This is a genomic window from Streptomyces griseicoloratus (genome assembly GCF_014534645.1).
GTDB classification, from domain to species: Bacteria; Actinomycetota; Actinomycetes; order Streptomycetales; family Streptomycetaceae; genus Streptomyces; species Streptomyces griseicoloratus.
On the sequence record NZ_JACVQF010000211.1, the window covers coordinates 23,044 to 49,135 of the forward strand.

Genomic DNA, 26,092 nt, shown 5'->3' on the forward strand with positions numbered 1-26,092 from the left:
CCGCGCGGGCCGCACAGTCTGCCCGAAGTGCCGCTCTCCGGCGAGGGCCGCGCACCGCCGCGAGCGCCCCGCACTGTCGGTGGAGTGGGGCAGGATGGGTCGGATGAGCGAGCACAGCCTTCCCGACGACGCCCGCCCGGAGCAGGCGGACGCACTCCCGGAATACGCCGAGCGGGTCCTGGAGGTCACCGAGCTGATTCCGCCGGGGCGCGTCATGACGTACGGGGACGTCGCAGAGTGGCTGGAGGAGGGCGGTCCCCGGCAGGTGGGCCGGGTGATGTCCCTCTACGGGGGAGGCGTTCCGTGGTGGCGCGTCGTCCGCGCGGACGGCGTCCTCCTCGCGGGCCACGAACTGGAGGCGCTCGGCCACTACCGGGCGGAGGGCACGCCTCTGAAGGAGGCGAGCAGGGCCGCGGAGGGCCATCTGCCGCGCCTCGACCTGAAGCGGGCGCGGTGGGACGGCGGCGAACGCGCGCAGGGTCACACCTGACAGCTTCCGCCATCGGACGGGCCGAGGTGTGACCGCTGATCCGTATGAGTGAAAAGGGGCACATCGGGCACGTCCGTGGCATGACGTACGTTCGTGGGGCGGGAGACACACGTGCCACGAGCGCCCCGAGGGAGGAAAGGGAAGAAGGGGAAGCCCTGCTTCCGTCCCGTCCGTCGGCGTAGCGTCGGCTGCGCGCGTCCCCCTCATCCCGTGGCCACCGCCCTTCCCGAAGGGCGGGCCGCCCACCAGCACACCCACCAGGACCGGCGAACCACGTGAGCTCCTCTTCCTCCACCAGGCGTCCGTCGCAGCCTCAGGCGCGACGGGGGAGCCGTGGCGCTTACCGACTGGTCCGTACCCCGCCGGCGCGTGTGGATCCCCCTCGTCTGGACGCCGCACAGCGCGCCGTGGTTGACCACGGCACCGGCCCGCTGCTCGTCCTCGCGGGTCCCGGCACCGGCAAGACCACCACGCTCGTGGAGTCCGTCGCGGACCGCATCGCCCGGGGCGGCGACCCGGAGCGGATCCTGGTACTCACCTTCAGCCGCAAGGCGGCCGTCGAACTGCGCGACCGGATGGCACGCCGCATCGGGGCCGCGCGCGCTCCCCGGGCGACCACCTTCCACTCCTTCGGTTACGCCCTGGTCCGCGCCCACCAGGACAGCGACCTGTTCGTGGAACCGCTGCGCCTGCTCTCCGGACCGGAGCAGGACGTGACGGTGCGCGGACTGCTCGCCGGCCAGGCGGACCTGGAGCGGCTCGGCCTGGCGCACGTGCGCTGGCCGGACGAACTGCGCGCCTGTCTGACCACCCGCGGTTTCGCCGACGAGGTCCGTGCCGTCCTCGCCCGCAGCCGCGAACTGGGCCTCGGGCCGGAGGCCCTGGAGGCGTTCGCCCGGCGCATCGGCCGCCCCGACTGGCGGGCCGCCGCCGTCTTCCTGGCCGAGTACCTCGACGTGCTCGACCTGCAGGGCGTGATCGACTACGCGGAACTGGTCCACCGCGCGGTGCTCCTCGCGCGCCGCCCGGAGGTCGCCGCACGCCTGGCCGCGCGCTACGACGCCGTGTACGTCGACGAGTACCAGGACACCGACCCGGCCCAGGTACGGCTGCTGCACGCGCTGGCCGGCGGCGGGCGCACCCTCGTCGCCTTCGGCGACCCCGACCAGTCGATCTACGCCTTCCGGGGCGCGGACGTCAACGGGATCCTGGAGTTCCCGTACGCCTTCCCGCGCGCGGACGGCCGTCCGGCCCCCGTCGAGGTCCTGCGCACCTCCCGCCGGTCCGGGGCGGCCCTGCTGGCGGCCACCCGGCTGCTGACCCAGCGCATGCCGCTGACCAGGCTCCCCGCCGACAAGGTGCGCGCCCACCGTGACCTCGCTCCGGCACGGGAGGGCGGCCGCGTCGAGGTGTACACCTACCCCACGCCCGGCACCGAGCTGGACAACATCGCCGACATCCTGCGCCGGGCGCACCTGGAGGACGGCGTTCCGTGGAGCGAGATGGCCGTCCTGGTGCGTGCCGGCTCCCGCACCATCCCGACGGTCCGCCGCGCGCTCACCGCGGCCGGCGTCCCGCTCGACATCGACGGCGACGACCTGCCCCTGCGCCACGAGCCGGCGGTCGCACCCCTGCTGACGGCGCTGCGTGCGGTGGCGACGGCGGAGGCGTCGGGCCGCGCCGAGGGGCACCGGCCGGCGGACGAGCCGGATTCCGGCGAAGGGCGGTCTTCCGGTGAGCGTCCGTCCCGTGAGGATTCGTCCGGGGGCGGTTTGGGTTCTGGTGAGGGGCCTGGCCCGTCTGGGGGCGGTTTGGGCTCTGATAAGGGATCTGGTTCGTCTGGGGACGGTTTGGTCTCCGATGACGGATCTGGTTCGTCCGGGGACGGTTCGGCTTCGGGTGAGGTTCCTGGTCCGGCCGGAGACGGTTCGGGTTCCGGTGAGGTCCCTAGGCCGGCCGGTGAGGGCCAGGGCCGCGGTGAAGGCCCCGGCCCGGCGCGGGAAGGCACCGATCCCGTCGGTCACCCGGACGCGGCGCCGGACACCTGCTGGCTGGACACCGAGACCGCGCTGACCCTGCTCACCTCTCCCCTCGGCGGCATGGACGCCGCAGACCTGCGCCGCCTCGGCCGTGCCCTGCGAGAGGAGGAGCGCGCCGCCGGCAACCCGCTGCCACCGCCCTCGGACGTACTCCTCGCCCGGGCGCTGGCCGAGCCGGAGCGGCTGGCGGTGCACGACCCCGCGTACGCGCGCGGCGCCCAGCGGCTCGGCGCGCTGCTCCGCAAGGCCAGGGAGCGCCTCTCGGCCGGCGGCAGCGCCGAGGAGGCGCTGTGGGACCTGTGGGAGGGCACGCCGTGGCCCGCGCGCCTGGAGCGGTCCGCCCGGCGCGGCGGTGCGGCCGGACGCAACGCCGACCGCGACCTCGACGCCGTCTGCGCGCTCTTCGCGACCGCCGCGCGTGCCGAGGAGCGCACCGGCGGCCGCGGCACCCTGAACTTCCTGGAGGAGATCGAGGCGGAGGACATCGCCGCCGACACCCTCACACGGCGTGCCGTACGCCCGGAGGCGGTACGTCTGATGACCGCGCACCGCGCCAAGGGCCTGGAGTGGCGCCTGGTCGTCGTCGCGGGCGTCCAGGAGGGCCTGTGGCCGGACCTGCGCCGCCGCGGCTCCCTGCTGGAGGCCGACAGGATCGGCCGCGACGGACTCGCCGAACCCCTCACGCCCGGGGCGCTGCTCGCCGAGGAGCGCCGCCTCTTCTACGTGGCCGCCACGCGCGCGCGTGAACGGCTCGTCGTGACCGCGGTGAAGGCACCGGCCGACGACGGCGACCAGCCCTCCCGCTTCCTGACGGAGCTGGGCGTCGAACCCGCCGACGTCACGGGCCGTCCGCGCCGCCCCCTGTCCGTCGCGGCACTCGTCGCCGAGCTGCGCGCGACCACGGTCGACCCGCGTGCCTCCGAGGCCTTGAGGGAGGCCGCCGCCCAGCGCCTGGCCCGCCTCGCCGCCCTCGCCGACGAGGACGGCCGCCCGCTGGTCCCCTCCGCCCACCCCTACCGCTGGTGGGGCATGTGGGACCCCACGGAGAGCAAGGCGCCGCTGCGCGACCGCGACCGCCCCGTCACGCTCTCCGGCAGCGCCCTGGACCAGCTGGCAAACACCTGTGCCCTGCAGTGGTTCCTGGGCCGGGAGGTGAAGGCCGACGCGCCGGCGACCGCCGCCCAGGGCTTCGGAAACGTGGTGCACGTCCTCGCCGACGAGGTCGCCTCCGGGCACACCCCGGCCGATCTCGACGTCCTCATGGAACGCCTGGACTCCGTATGGAACGCGCTCGCCTTCGACGCCCCGTGGAAGTCGGCGCAGGAGAAGGCCAACGCGCGCGTGGCCCTGGAACGGTTCCTGAAGTGGCACGTCATGGACCGCGCCGGGCGCACGCCGGTGGCGAGCGAGCACGACTTCGACGTGACGCTGGAGGCGGGCGACTACGAGGTACGCATCCGCGGTCAGATGGACCGCGTCGAGGCCGACGGCGACGGCCGCGCCTACGTCGTCGACTTCAAGACCGGCAAGCAGGCGCCCAGCGCGGCCGAGGTCGCCCGCCATCCCCAGCTCGCGGTCTACCAGCTCGCCGTCCGCCAGGGCGCCGTCGACGACGCGTTCGAGGGACGGCGCCCGGAGCCGGGCGGCGCGGAACTCGTCCAGCTGCGCCAGGGAGCCGCCAAGCGGGACGGCGGCGAGACGCTGCCCAAGGTGCAGGCGCAGGAGCCCCTGGAGGTGGCGGCGGGGGAGTGGGTCGGCGAGCTGCTGGCCACGGCCGCCGGCAAGGTCCTCGACGAGCGGTTCACCCCGACCGCGGGCCAGCACTGCACGCACTGCGCGTTCCGGGCGTCGTGCAGCGCACGGCCGGAGGGACGGCACGTCGTGGACTGAGGGGCCGGTGTGACCAGCCGCACCACATGTGCTGACCTGCGCTTCTCCCGGTCCCGGGGGTCGATGCGGCATCCGTTGTCAGTGAGCGCGGCTAGCCTCTGAGACGTGCCCGCTCGCATCACCGATCCCGATCAGCTCAAGGAGCTCCTCGGGATCCCGTTCACCCCGGAGCAGACGGCCTGCATCGTCGCGCCGCCCGCCCCGCAGGTGATCGTGGCCGGAGCGGGGTCGGGCAAGACCACGGTGATGGCGGCACGCGTCGTGTGGCTGGTCGGCACCGGCCAGGTCGCCCCCGAACAGGTGCTCGGCCTGACCTTCACCAACAAGGCCGCCGGCGAACTCGCCGAACGCGTCCGCAAGGCCCTGATCAGAGCCGGCGTCACCGACCCGGACGCGATCGACCCGGACAACCCGCCGGGCGAGCCGGTGATCTCCACGTACCACGCCTTCGCGGGCCGCCTCCTGACCGATCACGGCCTGCGCCTCGGTCTCGAACCGACCTCCCGGCTGCTCGCCGACGCCACCCGCTACCAGCTGGCCGCACGGGTCCTGAGGGAGGCCCCCGGTCCCTACCCGGCGCTCACCCGCTCCTTCGCCGACCTGGTCAGCGACCTCCTCGCCCTCGACGCCGAGCTCGCCGAACACCTCGTACGGCCCGAGGAACTGCTCACCTGGGACGCCGGTCTCCTGCGGTCCCTGGAGAGCGTCAAGCTCACCAACGCCGACCTGCGCAAGGTCCCCGAGGCCGCCGCCGCACGCCGTGAACTCGCCGACCTGGTGATCCGCTACCGGGCCGCCAAGCGCGAACGGGACCTGCTCGACTTCGGCGACCAGATCGCCCTGTCCGCACAGCTCGCCGGACTTCCCGAGGTCGGCCGCGTCCTGCGCGACGAGTTCCGCGTGGTCCTGCTCGACGAGTACCAGGACACCTCGGTGGCCCAGCGCATCCTCCTGGCGGGCCTGTTCGGCGGCGGCACCGGCCACCCCGTGACCGCCGTCGGAGACCCCTGCCAGGCGATCTACGGCTGGCGCGGCGCCTCCGTCGCCAACCTCGACGACTTCCCCGAGCACTTCCCGCACGCCGACGGGCGCCCCGCCACCCGGCAGGCGCTCAGCGAGAACCGCCGCAGCGGCGGGCGCCTCCTCGACCTCGCCAACGGCCTCGCCGAGCCCCTGCGCGCCATGCACGCGGGCGTGGAAGCCCTCCGCCCCGCCCCCGGCGCCGAACGCGACGGCACGGTCCGCTGCGCCCTGCTGCGCACCCACGCCGAGGAGATCGAGTGGGTCGCGGACTCGGTCGCCCACCTCGTCCGCACGGGCACGGCACCCGGCGAGATCGCCGTCCTGTGCCGCACGGCGACCGACTTCGCCGAGATCCAGGGCGCGCTGGTGGCCCGTGACGTCCCCGTGGAGGTCGTGGGCCTCTCGGGGCTGCTGCACCTGCCCGAGGTGGCCGACCTGGTCGCGGTCTGCGAAGTCCTCCAGGACCCCGGTGCCAACGCCTCCCTGGTCCGCCTCCTCACCGGCCCGCGCTGGCGCATCGGCCCGCGCGACCTCGCCCTCCTGGGGCGGCGTGCCCGGCTCCTCGTGAGCCACGCGCGCGTGGACGGCGACGACGACCCCGACCGGCGGCTCGCCGAGGCCGTCGAGGGGACCGACCCCTCCGAGGTGATATCGCTCGCGGACGCCCTCGACACCTTCCTGGAAACGCCGCTGGACGGCACGGGGGACGACGACGGGCTGCCGTTCTCGCCGGACGCGCGCGTGCGGTTCGCGCGCCTGGCGGCCGAACTGCGCGACCTGCGCCGCTCACTGTCCGACCCGCTGATGGACGTCCTGCACCGCGTCCTCGCCGTCACCGGGCTGGAGGTCGAGCTGTCGGCGTCCCCGCACGCCCTGGCCGCCCGCCGCCGCGAGACCCTGTCGAACTTCCTCGACATCGCCGCCTCCTTCGCCGCGAGCGACGGCGAGGCCACGCTGCTCGCCTTCCTCGGCTTCCTGCGCACCGCCGCTCAGTACGAGAAGGGCCTCGACAACGCCCTGCCGGGCGGCGAGAACACCGTCAAGGTGCTCACCGCGCACAAGTCCAAGGGCCTGGAGTGGGACGTCGTGGCCGTCCCCGGGCTGGTCAAGGGCACCTTTCCCAGCGGCCAGGGCCGAGAGAAGTGGACCGCCCAGGGCAAGGTGCTGCCGCACGCACTGCGCGGCGACTCCGACACCCTGCCCGACGTCGCCTCCTGGGACTCCCGGGGCATGAAGGCCTTCCACGAGGCCATGAAGGACCACCAGCACACCGAGGAGCTCCGCCTCGGCTACGTCACCTTCACCCGCCCCCGCTCCCTGCTGCTGGGCTCCGGCCACTGGTGGGGGCCCAGCCAGAAGAAGCCCCGCGGTCCGTCCGACTTCCTCGCCGCCCTGTACGAGCACTGCGCCGCCGGGTACGGCGAGATCGAGGCATGGGCGGACGAACCGGCCGAGGACGAGGAGAATCCGGCCCTGCTCCGGTCGACCGCCGACCAGGCGTGGCCGCTGCCCCTGGACGACGCCGCCCTCGCCCGGCGCAGAGCCGCCGCCGAGACGGTCCTCGCCCACCTGGAGAACCTGGCCGCCCAAGAAGAGGGCCACCCGGCCGCCGTCCACGACCCGGACACCTACGACGACCCGGACTGGCCCCCGCCGCCGGAGGACGACGAGGCGTTCCCCGGCGATCCGGAGTCTCCCGGCGCCCAGGACGCCGACTGGCCCGAGGACCCGGCCGGCTGGTCCGACGACCCGGCCGACTGGCCCGAGGACCCGGCCGACTGGGACTCCTGGACCACCGACGGCCCGGCCACCGCACCGGCCCCGGACCGTACGGCCACCGCACCGGCCCCCGCCCGCCCGGACCGCCCCACCGTCCCGCGCCAGGCGACGGCACCACGGCATGCCGACGGCCCCGGCCTGCCACGCCCCCACCTCCCGGAGCCAGAACCGGACCATGTGCGCGCCGGGACGACCACCGGCCGCCTCACCCCGGAGGAAGCCCGCACCATCGCCTCCTGGGACCGCGACCTCGACGCCCTCGCCGGCGAGCTGCTGCGCGCCCGCGAGAGCGTCACCGAGGTGCACCTGCCGGCGTCCCTGACCGCCTCCCAGCTGCTGCGCCTGGCCGCCGACCCGGACGGCTTCGCCCAGGAGCTGGCCCGGCCCATGCCCCGCCCGCCCCAGCCCGCCGCCCGCCGCGGGACCCGCTTCCACGCCTGGGTCGAGGCCCGGTTCGAAGAACTGACGCTGCCCATGCTGGAACCGGAGGAGCTGCCCGGCAGCGAGGCCGAGATCGCCGACGAACGCGACCTGCAGTTCCTCAAGGACGCCTTCGAACGCACCGAGTACGCCCACCGCACCCCCTACCGCGTCGAGGCGCCCTTCCAGCTCGAGCTCGCCGGCCGCGTCGTACGCGGCCGCATCGACGCCGTCTACAAGGAGGGCGACGGGACCACGGCGACGTACGAGATCGTCGACTGGAAGACGAACCGCTCCGGCACCGCCGACCCGCTCCAGCTCGCGGTGTACCGCCTCGCCTGGGCCGAGCAGCAGCGCGTACCGCTGGAGTCGGTGACGGCCGCCTTCCTGTACGTCCGCACCGGCGAGGTCGTACGGCCCGCCGGCCTCCCGGACCGCTCCGCGCTGGAGCGCCTGCTGCTGGCCGAGCCGTACGGTGACGAACCGCACGACCAGGCTGTCCGCGCGGGCCGATAGGCTCGTGAGCATGAGCCAGACCCCGGACAGCGCCGTCCGTACGTACATCCAGCACCACCGCACGGCCTTCCTCGACGACCTCGCCGAGTGGCTGCGCATCCCGTCCGTGTCGGCCCAGCCCGACCACGCGACCGACGTACGCCGCAGCGCCGACTGGCTCGCCGCCAAGCTGAAGGAGACCGGGTTCCCGACCGCCGAGGTCTGGCCGACGCCGGGCGCCCCGGCCGTCTTCGCGGAGTGGCCCTCGGGCGACCCCGAGGCGCCGACCGTCCTCGTCTACGGCCACCACGACGTGCAGCCCGCCGCCCGCGAGGACGGCTGGAACAGCGAGCCCTTCGAGCCGGTCGTCCGGGACAACCGCCTCTACGCGCGCGGGGCCGCCGACGACAAGGGCCAGGTGTTCTTCCACACACTCGGCGTCCGCGCCCACCTCGCCGCCACCGGCCGCACCGCCCCGGCCGTCAACCTCAAGCTGCTCGTCGAGGGTGAGGAGGAATCCGGCTCCCCGCACTTCCGGGCCCTCGTCGAGGAGCACGCCGAGCGCCTCACCGCCGACGCGGTGATCGTCTCCGACACCGGCATGTGGTCCGAGGACACCCCCACGGTGTGCACCGGCATGCGCGGCCTCGCCGAGTGCGAGATCCGGCTGTACGGCCCCGACCAGGACGTGCACTCCGGCTCCTTCGGCGGCGCGGTCCCCAACCCGGCCACCGCCGCCGCCCGCCTCGTCGCCGCCCTGCACGACGAGCACGCGCGCGTGGCGATCCCCGGCTTCTACGACGGCGTGATCGAACTCACCGACCGCGAACGCGCCCTCTTCGCCGAGCTGCCCTTCGACGAGCAGCAGTGGCTGCGCACGGCCAGGTCGTACGCCACCCACGGCGAAGCCGGCCACACCACCCTGGAGCGCATCTGGGCCCGCCCCACCGCCGAGGTCAACGGCATCGGCGGCGGCTACCAGGGCCCGGGCAGCAAGACGATCATCCCGTCCTCCGCCATGGTGAAGCTCTCCTTCCGGCTGGTCGCGGGACAGGACCCCGACCACGTCGAGAAGGTCGTCCGCGCCTGGGCCGCCGAGCAGGTGCCCGCCGGCATCCGCTGCGAGATCGCCTTCGGCGGGGCCACGCGCCCGTGCCTGACGCCCCTGGACCACCCGGCGCTGCAGTCCGTGGTCCGCGCCATGGGGCGCGCCTTCGAAAAACCGGTCCGCTTCACGCGCGAGGGCGGCTCGGGACCCGCCGCCGACCTCCAGGAGGTCCTCGGCGCACCGGTGCTCTTCCTGGGCATCTCCGTGCCGTCCGACGGCTGGCACGCCCCCGACGAGAAGGTCGAGCTCGACCTTCTCCTCAAGGGCGTCGAGACCTCCGCCTACCTGTGGGGCGACCTGGCGGAGCACTGGAGCCATGCGCCCTGAGCCCTCCGCACCGTACGGACCGGTGTCCCGCGCCCGGCACACTGGCAGGGCCGCACCGCACCGCCGAGCCCTCCCGGACCCGGATGCCACCCGCCGAGCCCTCCTGGACCCGGATGCCACCCGCCGTACGACCCGCTGAACCGCCCGCCGAACCACGAACCGCTGCACCGGGGGAGTTGGAAGCACCCGTGACCACCTGGACCGACCACACCGCCGACCGCCCCATCTCGCTCACCGCCCCGAGCGGCATCGACCGCGCCGCGCACCACCGGCTCGACGAGGCCTGGCTCGCCGCGGCGTGGAGCCACCCCTCGACGCGCTGCTTCGTGGTCTCCGGCGGCCAGGTCCTCATCGACGAGACACCGGACGGGCGCACGGAACTCGTCATGACGCCCTCCTTCGAGGCCCCGCTGACCGAGGCACACCGGTACTTCCTCGGCACCGACGGCGACGGCGTGAGCTACTTCGCCCTCCAGAAGGACGCCCTGCCCGGCCGCATGGACCAGTCGGCCCGCGCGGCGGGGCTGCGCGAGGCCGGCCTGCTCCTGTCGCCCCGAGACGCCGGTCTGATGGCGCACGCCGTCGCCCTGGAGAACTGGCAGCGCCTGCACCGGTTCTGCTCGCGCTGCGGCGAGCGCACCGTCATCGCCGCGGCCGGCCACATCCGGCGCTGCGCCGCCTGCGGCGCCGAGCACTACCCGCGCACCGACCCCGCGGTGATCATGTCCGTCATCGACGAGGACGACCGCATCCTGCTCGGCCGCCAGGTCCACTGGCCCGAGGGCCGCTTCTCGACGCTCGCCGGGTTCGTGGAGCCCGGCGAGTCCATCGAGCAGTCGGTGCGCCGCGAGGTCTACGAGGAGGTCGGCATCGCCGTCGGCCCCGTCGAGTACATCGCCAGCCAGCCCTGGCCCTTCCCGTCCAGCCTCATGCTGGGCTTCACGGCGCGCGCCACCACCACCGACATCACCGTCGACGGTGACGAGATCCACGAGGCCCGCTGGTTCTCCCGCGACGAACTGGGCGCCGCCTTCGAGTCCGGCGAGGTGCTCCCGCCCTACGGCATCTCGATCGCGGCCCGTCTGATCGAACTGTGGTACGGCAAGCCACTGCCGACGCGCAGCGTCGTCTGACGCACGACGGCACGACAGAGGGGTGGCCGTCCCGACCAGGGACGGCCACCCCTCTGTTTTCCCTGTCTTCTGTTTTCTCCGTCTTCGCATGCTCGGTGAGCGATGCGGGTCCGGTCCGCCTCAGGCGCCGATCTTCTGCTTCACCTGGGCGAGCGACGGGTTCGTGAGCGTCGAGCCGTCCGCGAAGAGCACGGTCGGGACCGTCTGGTTTCCGCCATTCGCCTTCTCGACGAACGCGGCGGATTCCGGGTCCTGCTCGATGTTGATCTCGGTGTACGCGATGCCCTCGCGGTCCATCTGGCTCTTCAGCCGACGGCAGTACCCGCACCACGTGGTGCTGTACATCGTCACAGTGCCCGGCATGTCTCTCGTGCTCCTTCGGCGGCTCGGGGATGGTGCTCGCAGGGAGATGAACGTACTTGAAAGCGCCACCATTCCCGCCGGCGGGCCGATGGTCCGGCCGACGGCGCGGCCGGGCACGTGACGCCTGTCGCATTGGTACGACTAACGGGGCCTGCCTGTGGACAACCGGCTCACCCGTCTCCGCAGACCTGGCAGCATGGCTGTGTGACAGCAGCAACGCACTCCACCCTCTTCCCGCAGGTACCGGACTCGGCCGACGCGGTGCTCGAAGGGCTCGACCCCGAGCAGCGCGAGGTGGCCACCGCCCTGCGCGGGCCGGTGTGCGTGCTGGCGGGTGCCGGCACCGGCAAGACCCGGGCGATCACCCACCGCATCGCCTACGGGGTGCGCGCCGGGATCCTCCAGCCGTCCAGCGTGCTCGCCGTCACGTTCACCAACCGCGCGGCCGGAGAGATGCGCGGCCGGCTGCGTCAGCTCGGCGCCGTCGGTGTCCAGGCCCGCACGTTCCACTCGGCGGCACTGCGGCAGCTCCAGTACTTCTGGCCGAAAGCGATCGGTGGCCCCCTGCCCCGGCTCGTCGACCGCAAGGTCCAGCTCGTCGCCGAAGCGGCCGCCGCCTGCCGTATCCGCCTCGACCGGGGCGAGCTGCGCGACGTCACCGCCGAGATCGAGTGGTCCAAGGTCACCCAGACCGTCCCCGCCGACTACGCCCTCGCGGCGGCCAAGGCCGGCCGTGAGGCACCCCGCGACCCCGCGGAGATCGCCCAGCTCTACTCCGCCTACGAGGACCTCAAGCGCGGACGCGGCGTCATCGACTTCGAGGACGTGCTGCTGCTGACGGTGGCCGTCCTCCAGGACCGGCACGACGTCGCCGAGCAGGTACGCGCCCAGTACCAGCACTTCGTGGTCGACGAGTACCAGGACGTCAGCCCGCTCCAGCAGCGCCTGCTGGAACTGTGGCTCGGCGACCGCGACGACCTGTGCGTGGTCGGCGACGCCAGTCAGACGATCTACTCGTTCACGGGAGCAACCCCCGACCACCTGCTCGACTTCCGCACCCGCCATCCCGGCGCCACCGTCGTCAAGCTGGTCCGCGACTACCGTTCCACCCCGCAGGTCGTCCACCTCGCCAACGGCCTGCTCGCCCAGGCCCGCGGCCGGGCCGCGGACCACCGCCTCGAACTGATCTCCCAGCGCCCCCCGGGCCCCGAGCCCGTCTACACCGAGTACACCGACGAGCCCGCCGAGGCCGAGGGCGCCGCCCGCCGCATCCGCGAGCTCCTGGACGCGGGCGTCCCGCCCGCCGAGATCGCGATCCTGTTCCGTACGAACTCGCAGTCCGAGACCTACGAACAGGCCCTGGCCGACGCAGGGGTCCCCTACCAGCTGCGCGGCGCCGAGCGCTTCTTCGACCGGCCCGAGGTGCGCAAGGCCATCAGCGCCCTGCGTGCCGCGGCCCGCTTCGGCGGCAACGACTCCCTGCTCGACGACGCCGTGGACCTGCCCTCCCAGGTGCGGGCGGTGCTGTCGGGAGAGGGCTGGACACCGCAGCCCCCGGCCGGGTCGGGCGCCGTCCGGGAACGCTGGGAGTCGCTGGCCGCGCTGGTCAACCTCGCCCAGGACTGCGCCGCCGCCAGACCCGGCGCCACCCTGGGAGACCTCGTCGCGGAGCTCGACGAACGGGCCGGGGCCCAGCACGCCCCGACCGTGCAGGGCGTCACCCTGGCCTCCCTGCACTCGGCCAAGGGCCTGGAGTGGGACGTCGTCTTCCTGGTGGGCGTCGCCGAGGGCATGATGCCGATCACCTACGCAAAGACCGACGAGCAGATAGAGGAGGAGCGACGCCTCCTCTACGTGGGCGTCACCCGGGCCCGCGAACGCCTGCACGTCTCCTGGGCCCTCGCCCGCTCGCCCGGCGGCCGCCCGAACCGCCGACCCAGCCGCTTCCTCCAGGGACTGCGTCCCGGCTCCGGCGCCTCCCGCGACCGGCAGGCCGCCGGAGGCGCCGGCGGCGTGGAGCGCGGCTTCAGGAGCGGCGCCGCCGTGGACGCGGCACCCCGGCGGATCCCACGCACCCCCGCCCGCTGCCGGGTCTGCGGCCGCACGCTCACCGACGCCGGTGAGATGAAGCTGATGCGCTGCGAGGACTGTCCGTCGGACATGGACGAGGGCGTCTACGAGCGGTTGCGCGAGTGGCGCGCGGTCCAGGCGGGACGCAGCGGACAGCCCGCCTTCTGCGTCTTCACCGACAAGACGCTGATGGCGATCGCGGAGTCCGTTCCGGAGGACGAGCGCGAGCTGGCGAGGATCCCGGGAGTCGGAGCGCGCAAGCTCAACCGTTACGGAGCAGCGGTGTTGGCCATCTGCGCAGGCCAGGACGTCGCGGGGCTTGACGGGGACGACTGAAGCCAACTCGTCGAAAAAATAGTTTGCGCATGCCCCAGGAATCCCCATAGGTTCTTGGACACGGGAACAGTGGCCTTCCCGGAGGCCCTGAATCCGTGTTGTACTTGCATATCCGCGGACTGGCTCACCCCAGTCCCCCGAGACGCCGAGAGGAGGCGAGTCCAGTGATCAGCATCAACACCAGCTCCATCGTCAAAATGACCGATCGCTCGGCCGTCTCCCTGTGCATGCTCGGCGCCTCCAACCCGGGCACCGGTCTGTCCGGCATCGCTGCCGTGCGTCCGGCGTCCTCCGTTGCCCCCGCGGGCCTTCCCGTCCGCGAGCGCAGCGAGCGACCGACCAAGGCACTGGAAGCAGCAGTAGAGGCACAGGCCCAGGCCTATGCCTTTGCGGCGACCGGTGCCGGATTCCGGAAGCAGACGACGCACCACCACCTGATGTGGGCCTTCCGTGGGCCAGAACCCTGGAGTGATCCAGCCTGATCGCCGATCAGGCCGGCGCCTTCAGGGCCGCGGAACCCCATCCGGGATCCGCGGCCCTTCTGTTTTCCCCGAACGGGGGAGGCAGCACGAAGGAGCCTCGGGACAAGAAAAGAACCCGGTACCAAGCCGCCAACCGGCCGACCGGCCGGCACGACCAGACGAGGAAGACCACCCGTGCAACTCGAAGCGCACGCCCCGTCCGTACCGCCTTCCGACACGATCCCCAAGCCCGGCCTCACGGAGGACTCCACCTTGACCCCGCTCACTGCGCTCACCGCGCTCGACGACGCCATCGAGAACCTCGGCGTGCCCGTCCCCTGCCGTTCCTACGACCCGGAGGTCTTCTTCGCGGAGTCGCCGGCGGACGTCGAGTACGCCAAGTCCCTCTGCCGCACCTGCCCGCTGATCGAGGCCTGCCTCGCCGGCGCCAAGGAGCGGCGTGAGCCCTGGGGCGTCTGGGGTGGCGAGCTGTTCGTCCAGGGAGTCGTCGTCGCCCGGAAGCGGCCCCGTGGTCGCCCGCGCAAGAACCCGGTCACGGCATGAACACCGCAGGAACGATCGACCGCCCCCTCACGCACGACCCCAAGAAGCAGGCCCCGATGAAGCCGTCCACCCACGAGATCGCAGGCTCCGCGCCTGAAGACTTCACCACCAACGGCGCGAAGGACTCGCGTCAGAACAGGACCCGAGAGATGCAACTCATCCCAGAAGCCCTGGCTCGTGCGCATATGCACGACCGCCTGCAAGAGGCCGAGCGGGAACGACGGGCCGTGCGCCTGGCGACCGCCCGCCGGATGCAGCGCCGGGCCGAGCGCGCCTCGATGCGTGCCCGGCGCGCGCTGGCCATGGCCGTCATGCAGTAACCGATCACACCCGAAGCGGTGGCCTCCCGGCCCGGGAGGCACAGCTCTCCTCCGCGGGGGCCGGTCCGTCCGAGCGGACCGGCCCCCGCGGTGCGTTCAGGCCTCCGCGGCCGCCTCCTGGGCCTCTTCCTCCGGCAGGAAGCCCGGCAGCCACTCCTCCAGTTCGTCGCGCAGCCGCACCACCGCTCCCAGCTGGCACAGCACCCCGATCGTGCTCAGCGTCACCCGATGGATCAGCAGGTAGGCCGGGGGCAGGTTGAGCTGCTTGGCCAGCTGGTACGCGGGGGAGCGGGGATCGGCGATGCGGGCCGCCTGGCTGCGCATCCAGCCACGCGTGAAGGTGAACTCGTCGACGCGGGCCGGCTCGATGATCGGCAGCAGGTAGTCGAGGACGGCGTCGGGATCCAGCTCTATCGACTCCTTGACGAAGCCCTCCGCACAGAGCATCTCGTAGACGGCCTCCGCCTCGCCGCCGAGAGTCATGCGCAGGGCCTCGCCTATGGGCGTCGGCAGTCCTCCCGGCAGGCGGTCGACCGTGCCGAAGTCCAGGACGCCCAGGCGCCAGTCGTCCTCGCCGCCCGGCCCGCCGGGCAGCAGACGGAAGTTGCCCGGGTGCGGGTCCGCGTGCAGCAGGCCGGTGCGGGCCGGGCCGGAGAAGAGGAAATGGGCCAGCAGCTGACCGGCCCGGTCGCGCTGCTCCGGAGTGCCGTCCGCGATGATCTCCGACAGCGGGATGCCGTCGATCCACTCGGTGATGAGGACCTGCTCACACTGGTGGACGACGTCGGGCACCACGATGTCCGGGTCCGCCGTGAACTCCTCGGCGTGGGCCCGCTGCGCCTGCGCCTCCAGGCCGTAGTCCAGTTCCTCCGAGACTCGGTCCTTCAGCTCCGCGATCAGCGGCTTGATGTCCATGCCGGGGACCAGCGGGCCCAAGAGGCGGGCGAACCGGCTGAGTTGGTTCAGATCGGAGAGCAAGGCCTCGCCGGCACCCGGGTACTGCACCTTGACCGCCACCTCACGGCCGTCGTGCCACACCGCCCGGTGCACCTGGCCGATCGAGGCCGCGGCGGCGGGCTTGTCCTCGAACTCCTCGAACAGGTCATGCCAGTCCTCGCCGAGCCGCTCCTCCAGTACGGCGTGCACCGTGCGCGTCGGCATGGGCGGCGCCGCCTCCTGCAGCTTGGTCAGCGCCGCGCGGTAGGGACCGGCGATCTCCTCGGGCAGCGCCGACTCGAAGACGGACAGTGCCTGCCCGAACTTCATCGCGCCGCCCTTGAGCTCGCCGAGCACCTTGAACAGCTGCTCGGCGGTCCTCTGCTGCAGCTGCTGGCCGACGATCTCCGCGGACTCGCCGACGATCCGCTTGCCGAGTCCCCAGGTCGCCCGTCCGGCGAAGCCGAGCGGAAGCGCGGCGAGTTTGGCGGTCCGGGTGACCGCCTTCCGGGGAAGATCAGACATGCGCCCTCCAAGTCCCAGCCGACCGCTCGGCCCCTGCCCTGTGGCGTACTTCTGCCGACGGCCATTGCTCCGCCATTGTCTCGCGCCGGGCCCCCTCTTCTGCGGTGTGTTCCCGGTTACCTTTCGCGGCTGCCCCGCAGGGGCAGTCGGGGTGGGCCGTGACGGGCCGTGCGCGCCAGTGAAGGCCGGGCAGCGCCGCCTCCCAGCGGGCACCGGCGCTGGACGGTGTCCGGCCGTCGAGGAAGGCGAGCGCGTGCGCGGCCGCCAGTCCGGCGACGGTCGTGGCCAGCGTCAGGTCGCAGGGACGCACCTGGCGCTGTCTGCCGGACCGCCACTGCGCGACCAGGCGGGGCCAGGCCGGGTCCCGGTCGGTGCGATCGGCGTGCAGACAGCCCGCGCAACCCGTCTCGCCGGGCAGCACCAGAGGGCCGACGACACCGGTTCCCTCCACGACACCGGCGTACAGGTGGGGTGTACCGGACGCCAGGAAAGGTTCGGCGGCGGAGGGGTCGGGGGCGTGCACGGCGACATCGTCGCGCGGGGCGAGGATCACCAAGGAGTGGCCCGGGCCGCCGTCCTCGGGCGGGGCCGTGGGGCCGCGGCGCGGCGGGCGGTCCGGTGCCGCCCGGCGTACGGCCCGGCGGGCGGCCTCGTCCCGGCGGTCCCCGACGGCCTCGGCGGGGTGTCCGCCCGGGGCGACGTCCCACGGCTCGACCCGGCCGCCGTCGAGCACGTCGACCTCCCCGACACCCGCCCCCGACAGCAGCGGGGCCAGCACCGCGCCCACCCGGCCCGCGCCCCTGACCTGCACCCGAAGGGCGCGCCGGGCGGCCAGGGACCGCAGCGCGTCGCCCGGTTCGGAGGTCGTCAGGGACAGCGAGGCCAGGTCGGGGCGGAGCCGGTCGAGGACGTCCTTGTTCCGGCGCAGGGCGTCGGCGTCCTCTCCGCCGCCCCGGGAGTCGTCGAGCAGCCCGGCCCGTGACAGGCGCTCCACCAGCCGGTCGACGTGGCCGTCCGGCAGGTCCATGCGGCGCCCTTCCTCCCTCAGGAGCGCCGTCCCGCGGGTGCCGTTGAGCAGCTCCAGGAAACTGCCCGTGGCCGTGTCCACCGGGCCGAGCGTCAGTGCGTGCGCCGGGGTCATCCCGAACTGCACGGTGTTGAGATCGCGCCAGCCGCGCCTGAGCGCGGGCTTCACCATCGGATGCATGACAGGCCCCCGTAAATCCGTTCCCGGAACGTCCTCGTGTGCCGGCGGTGGTCCATCGCGCGATCGGCCGTGATCGGCCGTGATCAGCCGTGGTCGGCCGTGATCAGCCGTGGTCGGTCGTATCGGTGGTGGTCGATCGCGGATCCGCCGTCGAGTGCCAGCATGCCCGGCCGCGCCGCCGGGCGCCGAAAGTTGTCCACAGGCGGTGGGTATTCGTCGTACAAATCCGTCGTGCCTGTCGAACGCGCGGTGGCGGATCGGCACGGAACCCTCCGGGAGCCGGGACTTCCCCGTGCGCAGCGGGTAACGTCGGGGCGTGTCCGCCGACCCACTGCACCGTGCCGGAGCGCCGCAGCACAAGCCGACGAGTCCGCCGCCGAGCGGCTCGGGGGCGAGCGCGATCGAGGTCCGCAGGAGCACCCGCCGGCGCAGAACGGTCTCCGCGTACCGCGAGGGCGACCGCACGGTCGTGCTCATCCCCGCCCGGATGTCCGAGGCGGAGGAGCGGCGCTGGGTGAGCGTCATGCTCGACAAGCTCGCCGCGCAGGAGAGCAAGCGGGTCCTCGGTGACGCCGAGCTGGCCGAGCGCGCGCAGCGTCTGTCGGCCCAGTACTTCGACGGCCGGGCCCGGCCCGCCTCGGTCCGCTGGGTCACCAACCAGAACACGCGCTGGGGGTCGTGCACCCCGTCCGAGGGAAGCATCCGCCTGTCGCACCGCCTGCAGGGCATGCCCGAGTACGTCGTCGACTACGTCCTCCTCCACGAGCTGGCGCATCTGCTCGTCCCCGGGCACGGACCCCGCTTCTGGCGGCTGCTGGAGGCGTACCCGCGCACCGAGCGGGCCCGGGGCTATCTCGAGGGCGTCGTCGCCGCCGACCGGCTGCCGCACGTGCCCGGCGCCCGGAGCGAGTAGCCGCGCCCGCGCCCGGCGAGGCGTCCGGTACAGCCTGGCGCGGGTTCTGTACCGGGTCTGTACCGACATCGTCCGGTGTCCGGGTTTGCCGTTAGCCTGGCGCGACGCACTCGCATTCGGATGGGGGACGGTCGTTACGCATGGCCAGGGAATTCCAACGCGGCCACAAGGCCAGGATCAGTGACCTCACCGCGGGCACGGATCTGTACGTAGGTGTGCAGATCTCCGGCCCCGGGCTGGGTTTCGACATCAGCTGCTTCGGTCTCGACGCCGACGAACGGCTCTCGGACGACCGGTACTTCGTCTTCTACAACCAGCCGAAGTCCCCCGAGGAGTCCATTCAGCTCCTGGGCGCCCAGGCCGGCGACACGGAGTCCTTCCGGGTCACGTTGGACAGGATCCCGCCGCAGATCAAGAAGCTGTCCTTCACGGCGACGATCGACGGCGCCGGGCAGATGTCGCAGGTGGGCCCCGGGTACATCCGGATCGTCGCGGGCGGCGAGGAGGTGGCCCGGTACCCCTTCGACGGGTCGGAGTTCTCCACCGAGCGGGCCGTGATGCTGGGCGACTTCTACCTGAAGGACGTGTGGCGGTTCGCCGCCGTCGGGCAGGGCTTCGACGGTGGGCTGGACGCGCTGCTGAGGAACTTCGGCGGTGAGGTCGCCGAGGAGGAGCCGCCCGCGCCGCCGCAGCAGCCGCAGGCCGCCGCCCCGGGCTTCGCTCCGCCCGCCCAGGCCGCCGCGCCGCCCGCGTTCGCCGCCCCCGCCACCCCGGAACCCGCGCCCGCGCCGGCCCCCGCCCCGCAGCCCGCGACGCCGGCCCCCGCCCCGCAGGCCTTCGCGCCCCCGCCCGGAGCCACCCCGCCCCCGGCCCCCGCGCCCGCCCCCGGCGTGCACGCCGCGCCGACCATCGTCGCGCCCATGAACACGCCACCCGGCGGCTCCCCGGTGCCGCCCACGGCCCCGGCACCCGGGCCGTACGGCCAGCCGGGCCAGCAGCCGTACGGTCAGGCCCCCGGCCAGACCGCCCCGCCGCCCCCGGGGTACGCCCAGCCCCAGGCACCCCAGCCACCCCAGCCACCCCAGACCCCGGCCCCGCCGCCCGGCTACGGCCAGCCCACTCCGCCCCCGGGCTACGGCCAGCAGCCCCCTTACGGGCAGCCGCCTCTCCAGCCCGGGCAGGTCCCCGGCCAGCAGGCCCCGTACGGCGCGCCGCAGGGCGTGCCCCAGCAGGCGCCGCAAGGCATGCCGCAGGGTGCGCCGCAGGGTCCGGGCGTGGCCGCCGCCCTCCAGCAGTTCCGCGAGACGGGCACCGGGCAGCGCTGGACGCAGCAGAACAAGAAGCTCGTCCGCGTCGACCTCGGCGTCGGCGGTCAGCCCGTACTGGCCCGCCAGGGCAGCATGGTGCTCTACCAGGGCAAGGTCGACTTCAGCTACAAGGGCGCCGGGTTCGCCGGCCGGGTCGTGGGCAACGCGACCGGCCAGGAGATGCAGCTGATGCGCTGTACGGGCAAGGGACAGGTGTTCCTCGCCGAGAACTCCGCGATGCTGCACCCGATCGAGCTCCAGGGCGACGCCGTGTGCGTCTCCGCCGAGAACGTCCTCGCCTTCGACGAGAGCCTCCAGTACGAGGTCCGCCGCATCGAGGGACACGGCATCCCGGGCGGCGCGCTGTTCACGATGCAGTTCCAGGGCACCGGCACGATCGTCGTCAAGACCCAGGGCATCCCCGTGGTGCTGCCGGTGACGCCCACCACCTTCGCCGACTGCAACGCGGTCGTCGCCTGGTCGGCGGCCGCCCAGGTCGTCGTCTCCAGCCAGGTGCGGATGCGACGCAACTCCTACCCCGGCGACACGGGCGAGAGCGTCAACCTGCAGTTCAGGGCGGCGCCCGGCAACTTCGTCGTCGTCCAGCCGTACGAGATCTGAGGGAGAGCCCGACATGAACCAGCCGCTCGCGGGCTACGCCCCCGCACCCGTCACCGCCCGCATGGAGAACCACGGCAACCACATGCTGAAGGTCGCCATGCAGACCGGAAACGACCTCCTCGCGCGCGTGGGCTCGATGGTCGCCTACGAGGGGTTCGTCCAGTACGAGCCCAACCCGCCGGCCGTGCGCCAGATCGCCAAGGACTGGATGACCGGCGAGGGCGCTCCCCTGATGAAGTGCTCCGGCGACGGACTGCTCTACCTCGCCGACTACGGTGCCAACGTCGTCGTCATCAACCTCAACGGCGACGGGATCTCCGTCAACGCCACCAACCTGCTCGCCTTCGACGCCCACCTCACCTGGGGCGTGGAGCGGGTCAAGGGCCTGGCGAAGTTCGCCGGGCAGGGCCTGTGGAACACCAGGATCTCCGGCCAGGGCTGGGTCGCGCTCACCTCCCGGGGCAAGCCGATCGTCGTCGACTGCGGCGGCGGCGAGGACGAGACGTACGTCGACCCGGACGCGCTCGTCGCCTGGTCCCCGAACCTCAAGGTGAAGGGCAAGCGCAGCTTCAAGGCGCAGTCGCTGATCGGCCGCGGCAGCGGCGAGGCCTACCAGATGGCCTTCTCCGGTCAGGGCATCGTCGTCGTCCAGCCCAGCGAGGACAGCACCGACCGCCTCCGGATCCGGGGCTGAGGGGGAGCCAGAACACCATGCAGAGCCCGCTTTTCGCCTACAACGACCAGCAGACCCAGGAACGCTGGAGCCTGCAGAACAAGCACATGCTCCGCGTCGCCCTGGAGGGTCACGACGACATCCTCGCCCGCAAGGGCACGATGGTCGCCTACCAGGGGCTCGTCGAGTTCGACGCCGAGTACCAGAGCAACAACCAGTCACGCGCGCGTGCGCACACCGGTGAGGGCCTGGACCTGATGCGCTGCCACGGGCAGGGCACCGTGTACTTCGCCAACCTCGCCCAGCACGTCCACGTCATGGAGGTCGACCAGGAGGGTCTGACCGTCGACAGCAGCTACGTGCTGGCGATGGACTCGACCCTGCACCACGAGGTCATCGCCGTCGACAGCCTGTACGGCATCTCCGGGTCCGGGAAGTACCAGCTCAACATCACCGGCCGCGGCCGGGTCGCCCTGATGACCTCCGGCGCCCCACTGCTGATGCAGGTGACACCGGACAAGTACGTCAACTGCGACGCGGACGCGATCGTCGCCTGGTCCACGGGGCTGCGCATCCAGATGCAGGCCCAGACGCACTCCTCCGGGGTGTGGCGGCGTCGCGGCAACACCGGTGAGGGCTGGGAGCTCAGCTTCATGGGCACCGGCTTCGCCCTCGTCCAGCCCAGTGAGCTGCTGCCGCCGCAGAACGCCCAGATCGGGTCGGGCCTCGCCGCGCAGTACGGCATGGGCCAGCAGGGCGCCCGGGGACAGAACCAGGGCAACGTCTGGAGCTGACCGTCCGGAAGGCAGACGTAAGGGGCGGCCGCCATTGCGGCCGCCCCTTACCTGTCCAGAGCCGGGCATCCGTGCCAGGCCCGTCACCCGCTCAGAGCCGGGCGCATGTCGCCTCCACCAGGCGTACGACCGACGTGTCGGCGACCTCGGCGACCTCCGCGTACGGGAACCAGCGCAGGTCGAGGGACTCGTCGCTGATCGCCTCCACGGCCCCGTCGGGAGCCAGCGCCGCGTACTGGACGTCCAGGTGCCAGGCGCACGGCGTGTGGTGGCGGTCCAGCCGCACCGGGCCGCCGGGCAGCAGGGTCAGCCCGGCGATCCCCGACTCCTCCGTGCCCTCACGCAGGGCCGCGTCCGCCAGCGTCGCGTCGACCGGCTCGCAGTGGCCGCCCATCTGCAGCCACATGCGCAGTTTGCCGTGCAGCGTCAGCAGGACGCGCTCGCGCGCCGGGTCGATCACCAGCGCGCTCGCCGTGATGTGCCCGTCCCCGCAGGACTTCCACATGCCGTCCGGATGGGCCGCCAGATGGTCGAGGTAGGACTGTCGCAGCTCGTCCTGGCCCTGGTAGCCCTTCAGGACCAGGACGGCGTCGTCGTACAGGCTCACTCGGCGTCGTCGCCCTTGGCCTCGCCCTGGTCCTTCTTCTTCAGGTCGGGCTTGCCCGCGGCCTCGCCGAGCATCTTGTCCAGCTCGGAGAAGTCCAGCTGCTCGCGGTGCACGAAACCGTCCGGGTCGTCCAGGTCGGTGGCCGTCGGCAGCATGTCCGGGTGGGCCCACAGGCCGTCCCGGCCGTCGACACCGCGCGCGTCCGTCAGCGACGCCCACAGGCGGGAGGCGTCACGCAGGCGGCGCGGCCGCAGCTCCAGACCGATCAGCGTGGCGAAGGTCTGCTCGGCGGGGCCGCCGGAGGCGCGGCGGCGGCGCAGCGTCTCACGCAGCGCGTCGGCGGACGACAGGCGCGGCTTGGCGGCGGCGTGCACCACCGCGTCCACCCAGCCCTCGACGAGGGCCAGGGCCGTCTCCAGACGGGCCAGGGCTGCCTTCTGCTCCGGGGTGTCCTCCGGCTGGAACATGCCCTGCTGGAGAGCCTCCTGCAGCTGCTCGGGGTTCTGCGGGTCGAACTGGCCGACCACGTCCTCCAGCTTCGCCGTGTCGACCTTGATCCCGCGCGCGTAGCCCTCGACGGCGCCGAACAGGTGCGAGCGCAGCCACGGCACGTGTGCGAAGAGGCGCTGGTGGGCGGCCTCGCGCAGGGCGAGGTACAGCCGCACCTCCTCCTGCGGCACGCCCAGGTCCTTGCCGAACCTCTCGATGTTCGCCGGCAGCAGCGCGGCCCGGCCGGCCGGGCCGAGCGGCAGGCCGATGTCGGACGAGCCGACGACCTCGCCGGCCAGCACGCCGACGGCCTGTCCGATCTGCGTGCCGAACATGGCGCCGCCCATGGAGCGCATCATGCCGATCAGCGGGCCGGCCATGGCCTGCATCTCCTCCGGCAGCACATCGCCCATGGCGTTGCCGACGCGCTCGGCGACCGGGTCCACGAGCTCCTGCCAGGCGGGCAGGGTCGCCTCGACCCACTCCGCGCGGCTCCAGGCCACGGCGGAGCCCGCGCCGGAGGGCAGGGCGGTCGCGTCGTCCAGCCAGAGGTCCGCCAGGCGGACGGCCTCCTGGACGGCGCTGCGCTCGGCGGGGCCGACGCTGGCGTCCTTGGTGCCGTCCGGAGCGCCCTGGGCGACCGTCTGGCGGGCGATCTGCTTGGCCATGTCCCAGTTCACCGGCCCGCCCTCGTAGGAGAGCATCTGGCCGAGCTGCTGGAACGCGGCGCCCAGGTCGGTGGGGTTCATGGAACCGAACATGGCAGCGAACGGATTGTCCGCACCGGGGCCACCAAGGCCACCGGCTCCGGGCAGCCCGAAACCGAACGGGTTGGCCGGTCCCTGACCACCGCCGCTCTGCTGGTCCTTCTTCTTGCCCTCGTCGCCGTCGTCCGGCTCCTCCGGCGGAAGGCCGAATCCGAATGGGGTGTCACTCACGGGGTTCCTCGGCTGGTAAGGCCACCGGTTCTTTCCGGCGGCACGGCTGCCCGACAACACCACCCAGCGTAGACACCCGGCGCGGTTCGGGCCTCGGTGCTTCGCCGACTGACGGCCTGCGGCAGGATGGATGCCACCTGGTACGTACGCGTCGCTCGCGCCCGTACAGAAGACAACCGCTGGAGACGCCCGGTGAGTTCCCCAGATCCGCAGGTTCGCGCAGCGCGAAACCAGTCAACCAGTTCCGCCGGTTCCGGCGCGCGCGGACCCGTCGTCGCGGTCACCGGCGCCGCGACCGGCGTCGGCGCGCTGCTCACCGAGCGGCTGGCGGCGTCGGACGAGGTCAGGCAGGTCCTCGCCATCGACGAGCGGCGCGGCGAGTGCGCGGCGGCCCGGTGGCACGTCCTGGACGTCCGGGACCCGGCCATCGCCGACAAGCTGCGCGGGGCGGACGTGGTGGTGCACCTGGCGCTCGACCTCGATCTGGAGACCGATGCCGCCGCCCGGACGGCTTACAACGTCCGGGGGACGCAGACCGTCCTGACCGCGGCCGCGGCCGCCGGCGTCCACCGGGTCGTGCTGTGCACGTCCTCGATGGTCTACGGGGCGCTGCCGGACAACGAGCTGCCGCTGTCGGAGGACGCCGAGCTGCGCGCGACGGCCGAGGCCACCGGTGTCGGTGACCTGCTGGAGATCGAGCGGCTGGCGCGGCGTGCCCCGCGGGCCCATCCGGGGCTGAACGTCACCGTGGTGCGTCCGGCGGTGCTGGTCGGAGGCACGGACACGGCGCTGACCAGGTATTTCGAGTCGCCTCGCCTGCTGGTGGTGGCCGGGTCGCGGCCGGCCTGGCAGTTCTGCCACGTCGAGGACCTGTGCAGTGCTCTGGAGTACGCCGTTCTGGAGAAGGCCGAGGGCGAGCTGGCCGTCGGCTGCGACGGATGGCTGGAGCAGGAGGAGGTCGAGGAGCTCAGCGGGATCCGGCGGATGGAACTGCCCTCGGCGGTCGCGCTGGGCGCGGCGGCACGGCTGCACCGGATCGGGCTGACGCCCTCGCCGGCCGGGGACCTGGCGTACACGATGTACCCCTGGGTGGTGAGCGGCAGCCGGCTGCACGACGCGGGATGGCGGCCGAAGTACACCAACGAGGAGGTGCTCGCGGAGCTGCTGGAGGAGGTCTCCGGGCGGCACACGGTCGCCGGGCGCCGCCTCGGCCGGAAGGACGCGACGGCGGCGGGTGCGGCGGGCGCGACGGTGGCACTGCTGGGTGCCGCCGCGGTGGTGCGGCGGGCCCGCAAGGCCCGGCGGCGGATCTGAGGCGGGCCGCGGCCCCGAGGCCGGCCCGCTCACCGGAGCCGTATGCGCAGGTCGCCTGTAGGAGGCTCCAAACCGGCACGCGCGCGTGCCGGGGGAAAGCGCTATTCCGCCCTGTCCGTGCCGTGGGGCACGATGGACGCATGGCAACCATGAGCGACCACCCCGGCGAGCAGGCGGCGCCGGACCCCGTCAAGCTGATCGGTATCCGGGAGACGCCCCTCTCCGTGGACGAGGTCTTCAGAGCCGTCGGCGACGACGCGTCCGGGGGGACCGCGCTGTTCGTGGGCACCGTGCGGAACCACGACGGGGGTTCCGACGTCGACCGCCTCGGCTACTCCTGCCACCCCAGTGCCGAGGCCGAGATGCGGCGCGTCGCCGAGAAGGTGGTCGCCGAGTACCCGGTGCGGGCGCTGGCCGCCGTGCACCGGATCGGGGACCTGGAGGTCGGTGATCTCGCCGTCGTCGTCGCCGTGTCCTGTCCGCACCGGGGCGAGGCGTTCGACGCGTGCCGGAAGCTGATCGACGACCTGAAGCACGAGGTGCCCATCTGGAAGCACCAGACCTTCTCCGACGGCACCGACGAATGGGTCGGCGCGTAGCGCCGTCGTCGCCGCTGACGGCCATACGGGTCAGCCCTTGTCCCTCCGGTTGCGTAACCGGCCCCCCGGCGTGAGCGTTGTCACTACGGATGGTTAATCTGCTGATCAGTCAGTAGCGGACGCTCATGGGGTTGGGAGGTCGGCATGGCGGCGCTCGCCTGGTTGCTGATTCCGCTTGTGGCTGCTGTCGTCGCGGGACTGTGGGGCAGTTGGGCCAACCGGACGCGCAAGGTACGCAGTGACGGTCCCGAGCTCGCCGGGTACGCCCGGTTCCGCGAGGCCATGGAGAGGTCCCGCACCGGCGCCTGACCGGGGCCTCCCTGACGGTGTTCCGACAGCCCCGTCCCGTAC

Annotated in this window: 21 protein-coding genes; 16 read left to right on the forward strand and 5 right to left on the reverse strand. The window is 73.0% G+C overall.

The window, feature by feature from the left end:
* The first annotated feature begins 103 nt into the window (after positions 1–103).
* The 5 genes from H0H10_RS24615 (at position 104) to nudC (ending at position 10,704) form a co-directional block, all read left to right on the forward strand.
* Positions 104–490, forward strand: coding sequence for an MGMT family protein (locus H0H10_RS24615; protein WP_306420972.1), 387 nt, complete (start codon positions 104–106; stop codon positions 488–490).
* A gap of 275 nt (positions 491–765) precedes the next feature.
* Complete coding sequence (locus H0H10_RS24620; protein WP_188183279.1) at positions 766–4,419, forward strand: ATP-dependent helicase; 3,654 nt, start codon at positions 766–768, stop codon at positions 4,417–4,419.
* A 105-nt stretch (positions 4,420–4,524) separates the two neighbouring features.
* The gene (locus tag H0H10_RS24625; protein WP_188183280.1) at positions 4,525–8,157 is read left to right on the forward strand and encodes an ATP-dependent helicase; all 3,633 of its coding nucleotides are present in this window, start codon (positions 4,525–4,527) and stop codon (positions 8,155–8,157) included.
* Positions 8,158–8,167: 10 nt separating this feature from the next.
* Positions 8,168–9,571 carry a dipeptidase gene (locus tag H0H10_RS24630; RefSeq protein ID WP_188183281.1) on the forward strand — a complete coding sequence of 468 codons (1,404 nt, stop codon included), beginning with the start codon at positions 8,168–8,170 and terminating at the stop codon, positions 9,569–9,571.
* 188 nt (positions 9,572–9,759) lie between these two features.
* Positions 9,760–10,704, forward strand: a complete 945-nt coding sequence (nudC, locus tag H0H10_RS24635; protein ID WP_188183282.1) for an NAD(+) diphosphatase — start codon at positions 9,760–9,762, stop codon at positions 10,702–10,704.
* A gap of 120 nt (positions 10,705–10,824) precedes the next feature.
* Here nudC and H0H10_RS24640 read toward each other — a convergent pair whose 3' ends face one another.
* Positions 10,825–11,067, reverse strand: coding sequence for a mycoredoxin (locus H0H10_RS24640; RefSeq protein ID WP_188183283.1), 243 nt, complete (start codon positions 11,065–11,067; stop codon positions 10,825–10,827).
* Positions 11,068–11,271: 204 nt separating this feature from the next.
* Here H0H10_RS24640 and H0H10_RS24645 point away from each other — a divergent pair, with 204 nt between their 5' ends.
* The 4 genes from H0H10_RS24645 (at position 11,272) to H0H10_RS24660 (ending at position 14,818) form a co-directional block, all read left to right on the forward strand.
* Positions 11,272–13,473, forward strand: coding sequence for an ATP-dependent DNA helicase UvrD2 (locus H0H10_RS24645; protein WP_188183284.1), 2,202 nt, complete (start codon positions 11,272–11,274; stop codon positions 13,471–13,473).
* Positions 13,474–13,637: 164 nt separating this feature from the next.
* A complete protein-coding gene (locus tag H0H10_RS24650; RefSeq protein ID WP_188183285.1) occupies positions 13,638–13,955 on the forward strand; it encodes a hypothetical protein in 318 nt (105 codons plus the stop codon).
* Between the two features lie 174 nt (positions 13,956–14,129).
* Positions 14,130–14,498, forward strand: a complete 369-nt coding sequence (locus tag H0H10_RS24655; protein ID WP_188183286.1) for a WhiB family transcriptional regulator — start codon at positions 14,130–14,132, stop codon at positions 14,496–14,498.
* Positions 14,495–14,818, forward strand: a complete 324-nt coding sequence (locus H0H10_RS24660; RefSeq protein WP_188183287.1) for a putative WhiB-interacting protein — start codon at positions 14,495–14,497, stop codon at positions 14,816–14,818. Before H0H10_RS24655 ends, H0H10_RS24660 begins: the two co-directional genes overlap by 4 nt.
* Positions 14,819–14,914: 96 nt before the next feature.
* Here H0H10_RS24660 and H0H10_RS24665 read toward each other — a convergent pair whose 3' ends face one another.
* Positions 14,915–16,279 (reverse strand): ABC1 kinase family protein, encoded by a 1,365-nt coding sequence (locus H0H10_RS24665; protein WP_188183288.1) that lies wholly within the window; start codon positions 16,277–16,279, stop codon positions 14,915–14,917.
* Entirely contained in the window at positions 16,272–17,486 is a 1,215-nt protein-coding gene (locus H0H10_RS24670; protein WP_188183289.1) for a TOMM precursor leader peptide-binding protein, read from the reverse strand. The genes H0H10_RS24665 and H0H10_RS24670 overlap by 8 nt, the downstream gene beginning before the upstream one ends.
* A 316-nt stretch (positions 17,487–17,802) precedes the next feature.
* Between H0H10_RS24670 and H0H10_RS24675 the strand changes: the two genes are divergently transcribed.
* From H0H10_RS24675 to H0H10_RS24690, 4 genes are all read left to right on the forward strand, one after another.
* Positions 17,803–18,399, forward strand: coding sequence for a M48 metallopeptidase family protein (locus H0H10_RS24675; protein WP_188183290.1), 597 nt, complete (start codon positions 17,803–17,805; stop codon positions 18,397–18,399).
* 140 nt (positions 18,400–18,539) lie between these two features.
* On the forward strand, positions 18,540–20,327 hold the full coding sequence (locus tag H0H10_RS24680; RefSeq protein ID WP_188183291.1) for a TerD family protein: 1,788 nt from the start codon (positions 18,540–18,542) through the stop codon (positions 20,325–20,327).
* 13 nt (positions 20,328–20,340) lie between these two features.
* On the forward strand, positions 20,341–21,021 hold the full coding sequence (locus H0H10_RS24685; RefSeq protein ID WP_188183292.1) for an AIM24 family protein: 681 nt from the start codon (positions 20,341–20,343) through the stop codon (positions 21,019–21,021).
* Positions 21,022–21,038: 17 nt separating this feature from the next.
* Positions 21,039–21,794 (forward strand): AIM24 family protein, encoded by a 756-nt coding sequence (locus H0H10_RS24690; protein WP_188183293.1) that lies wholly within the window; start codon positions 21,039–21,041, stop codon positions 21,792–21,794.
* Positions 21,795–21,885: 91 nt separating this feature from the next.
* On the opposite strand, the gene H0H10_RS24695 is transcribed toward H0H10_RS24690, so the two are convergent.
* Both H0H10_RS24695 and H0H10_RS24700 read right to left on the reverse strand, forming a co-directional pair.
* Positions 21,886–22,401, reverse strand: a complete 516-nt coding sequence (locus H0H10_RS24695; RefSeq protein ID WP_188183294.1) for an NUDIX hydrolase — start codon at positions 22,399–22,401, stop codon at positions 21,886–21,888.
* Complete coding sequence (locus H0H10_RS24700) at positions 22,398–23,828, reverse strand: zinc-dependent metalloprotease (RefSeq protein ID WP_188183295.1); 1,431 nt, start codon at positions 23,826–23,828, stop codon at positions 22,398–22,400. The genes H0H10_RS24695 and H0H10_RS24700 overlap by 4 nt, the downstream gene beginning before the upstream one ends.
* 192 nt (positions 23,829–24,020) lie before the next feature.
* On the opposite strand from H0H10_RS24700, the gene H0H10_RS24705 reads away from it, so the two are divergent.
* From H0H10_RS24705 to H0H10_RS40600, 3 genes are all read left to right on the forward strand, one after another.
* Complete coding sequence (locus H0H10_RS24705) at positions 24,021–25,142, forward strand: SDR family oxidoreductase (RefSeq protein ID WP_188183296.1); 1,122 nt, start codon at positions 24,021–24,023, stop codon at positions 25,140–25,142.
* 140 nt (positions 25,143–25,282) lie between these two features.
* Positions 25,283–25,741, forward strand: a complete 459-nt coding sequence (locus H0H10_RS24710; protein ID WP_188183297.1) for a molybdenum cofactor biosynthesis protein MoaE — start codon at positions 25,283–25,285, stop codon at positions 25,739–25,741.
* A gap of 177 nt (positions 25,742–25,918) precedes the next feature.
* Positions 25,919–26,050, forward strand: coding sequence for a hypothetical protein (locus H0H10_RS40600; protein WP_262506308.1), 132 nt, complete (start codon positions 25,919–25,921; stop codon positions 26,048–26,050).
* The last annotated feature ends 42 nt before the right edge of the window (positions 26,051–26,092 follow it).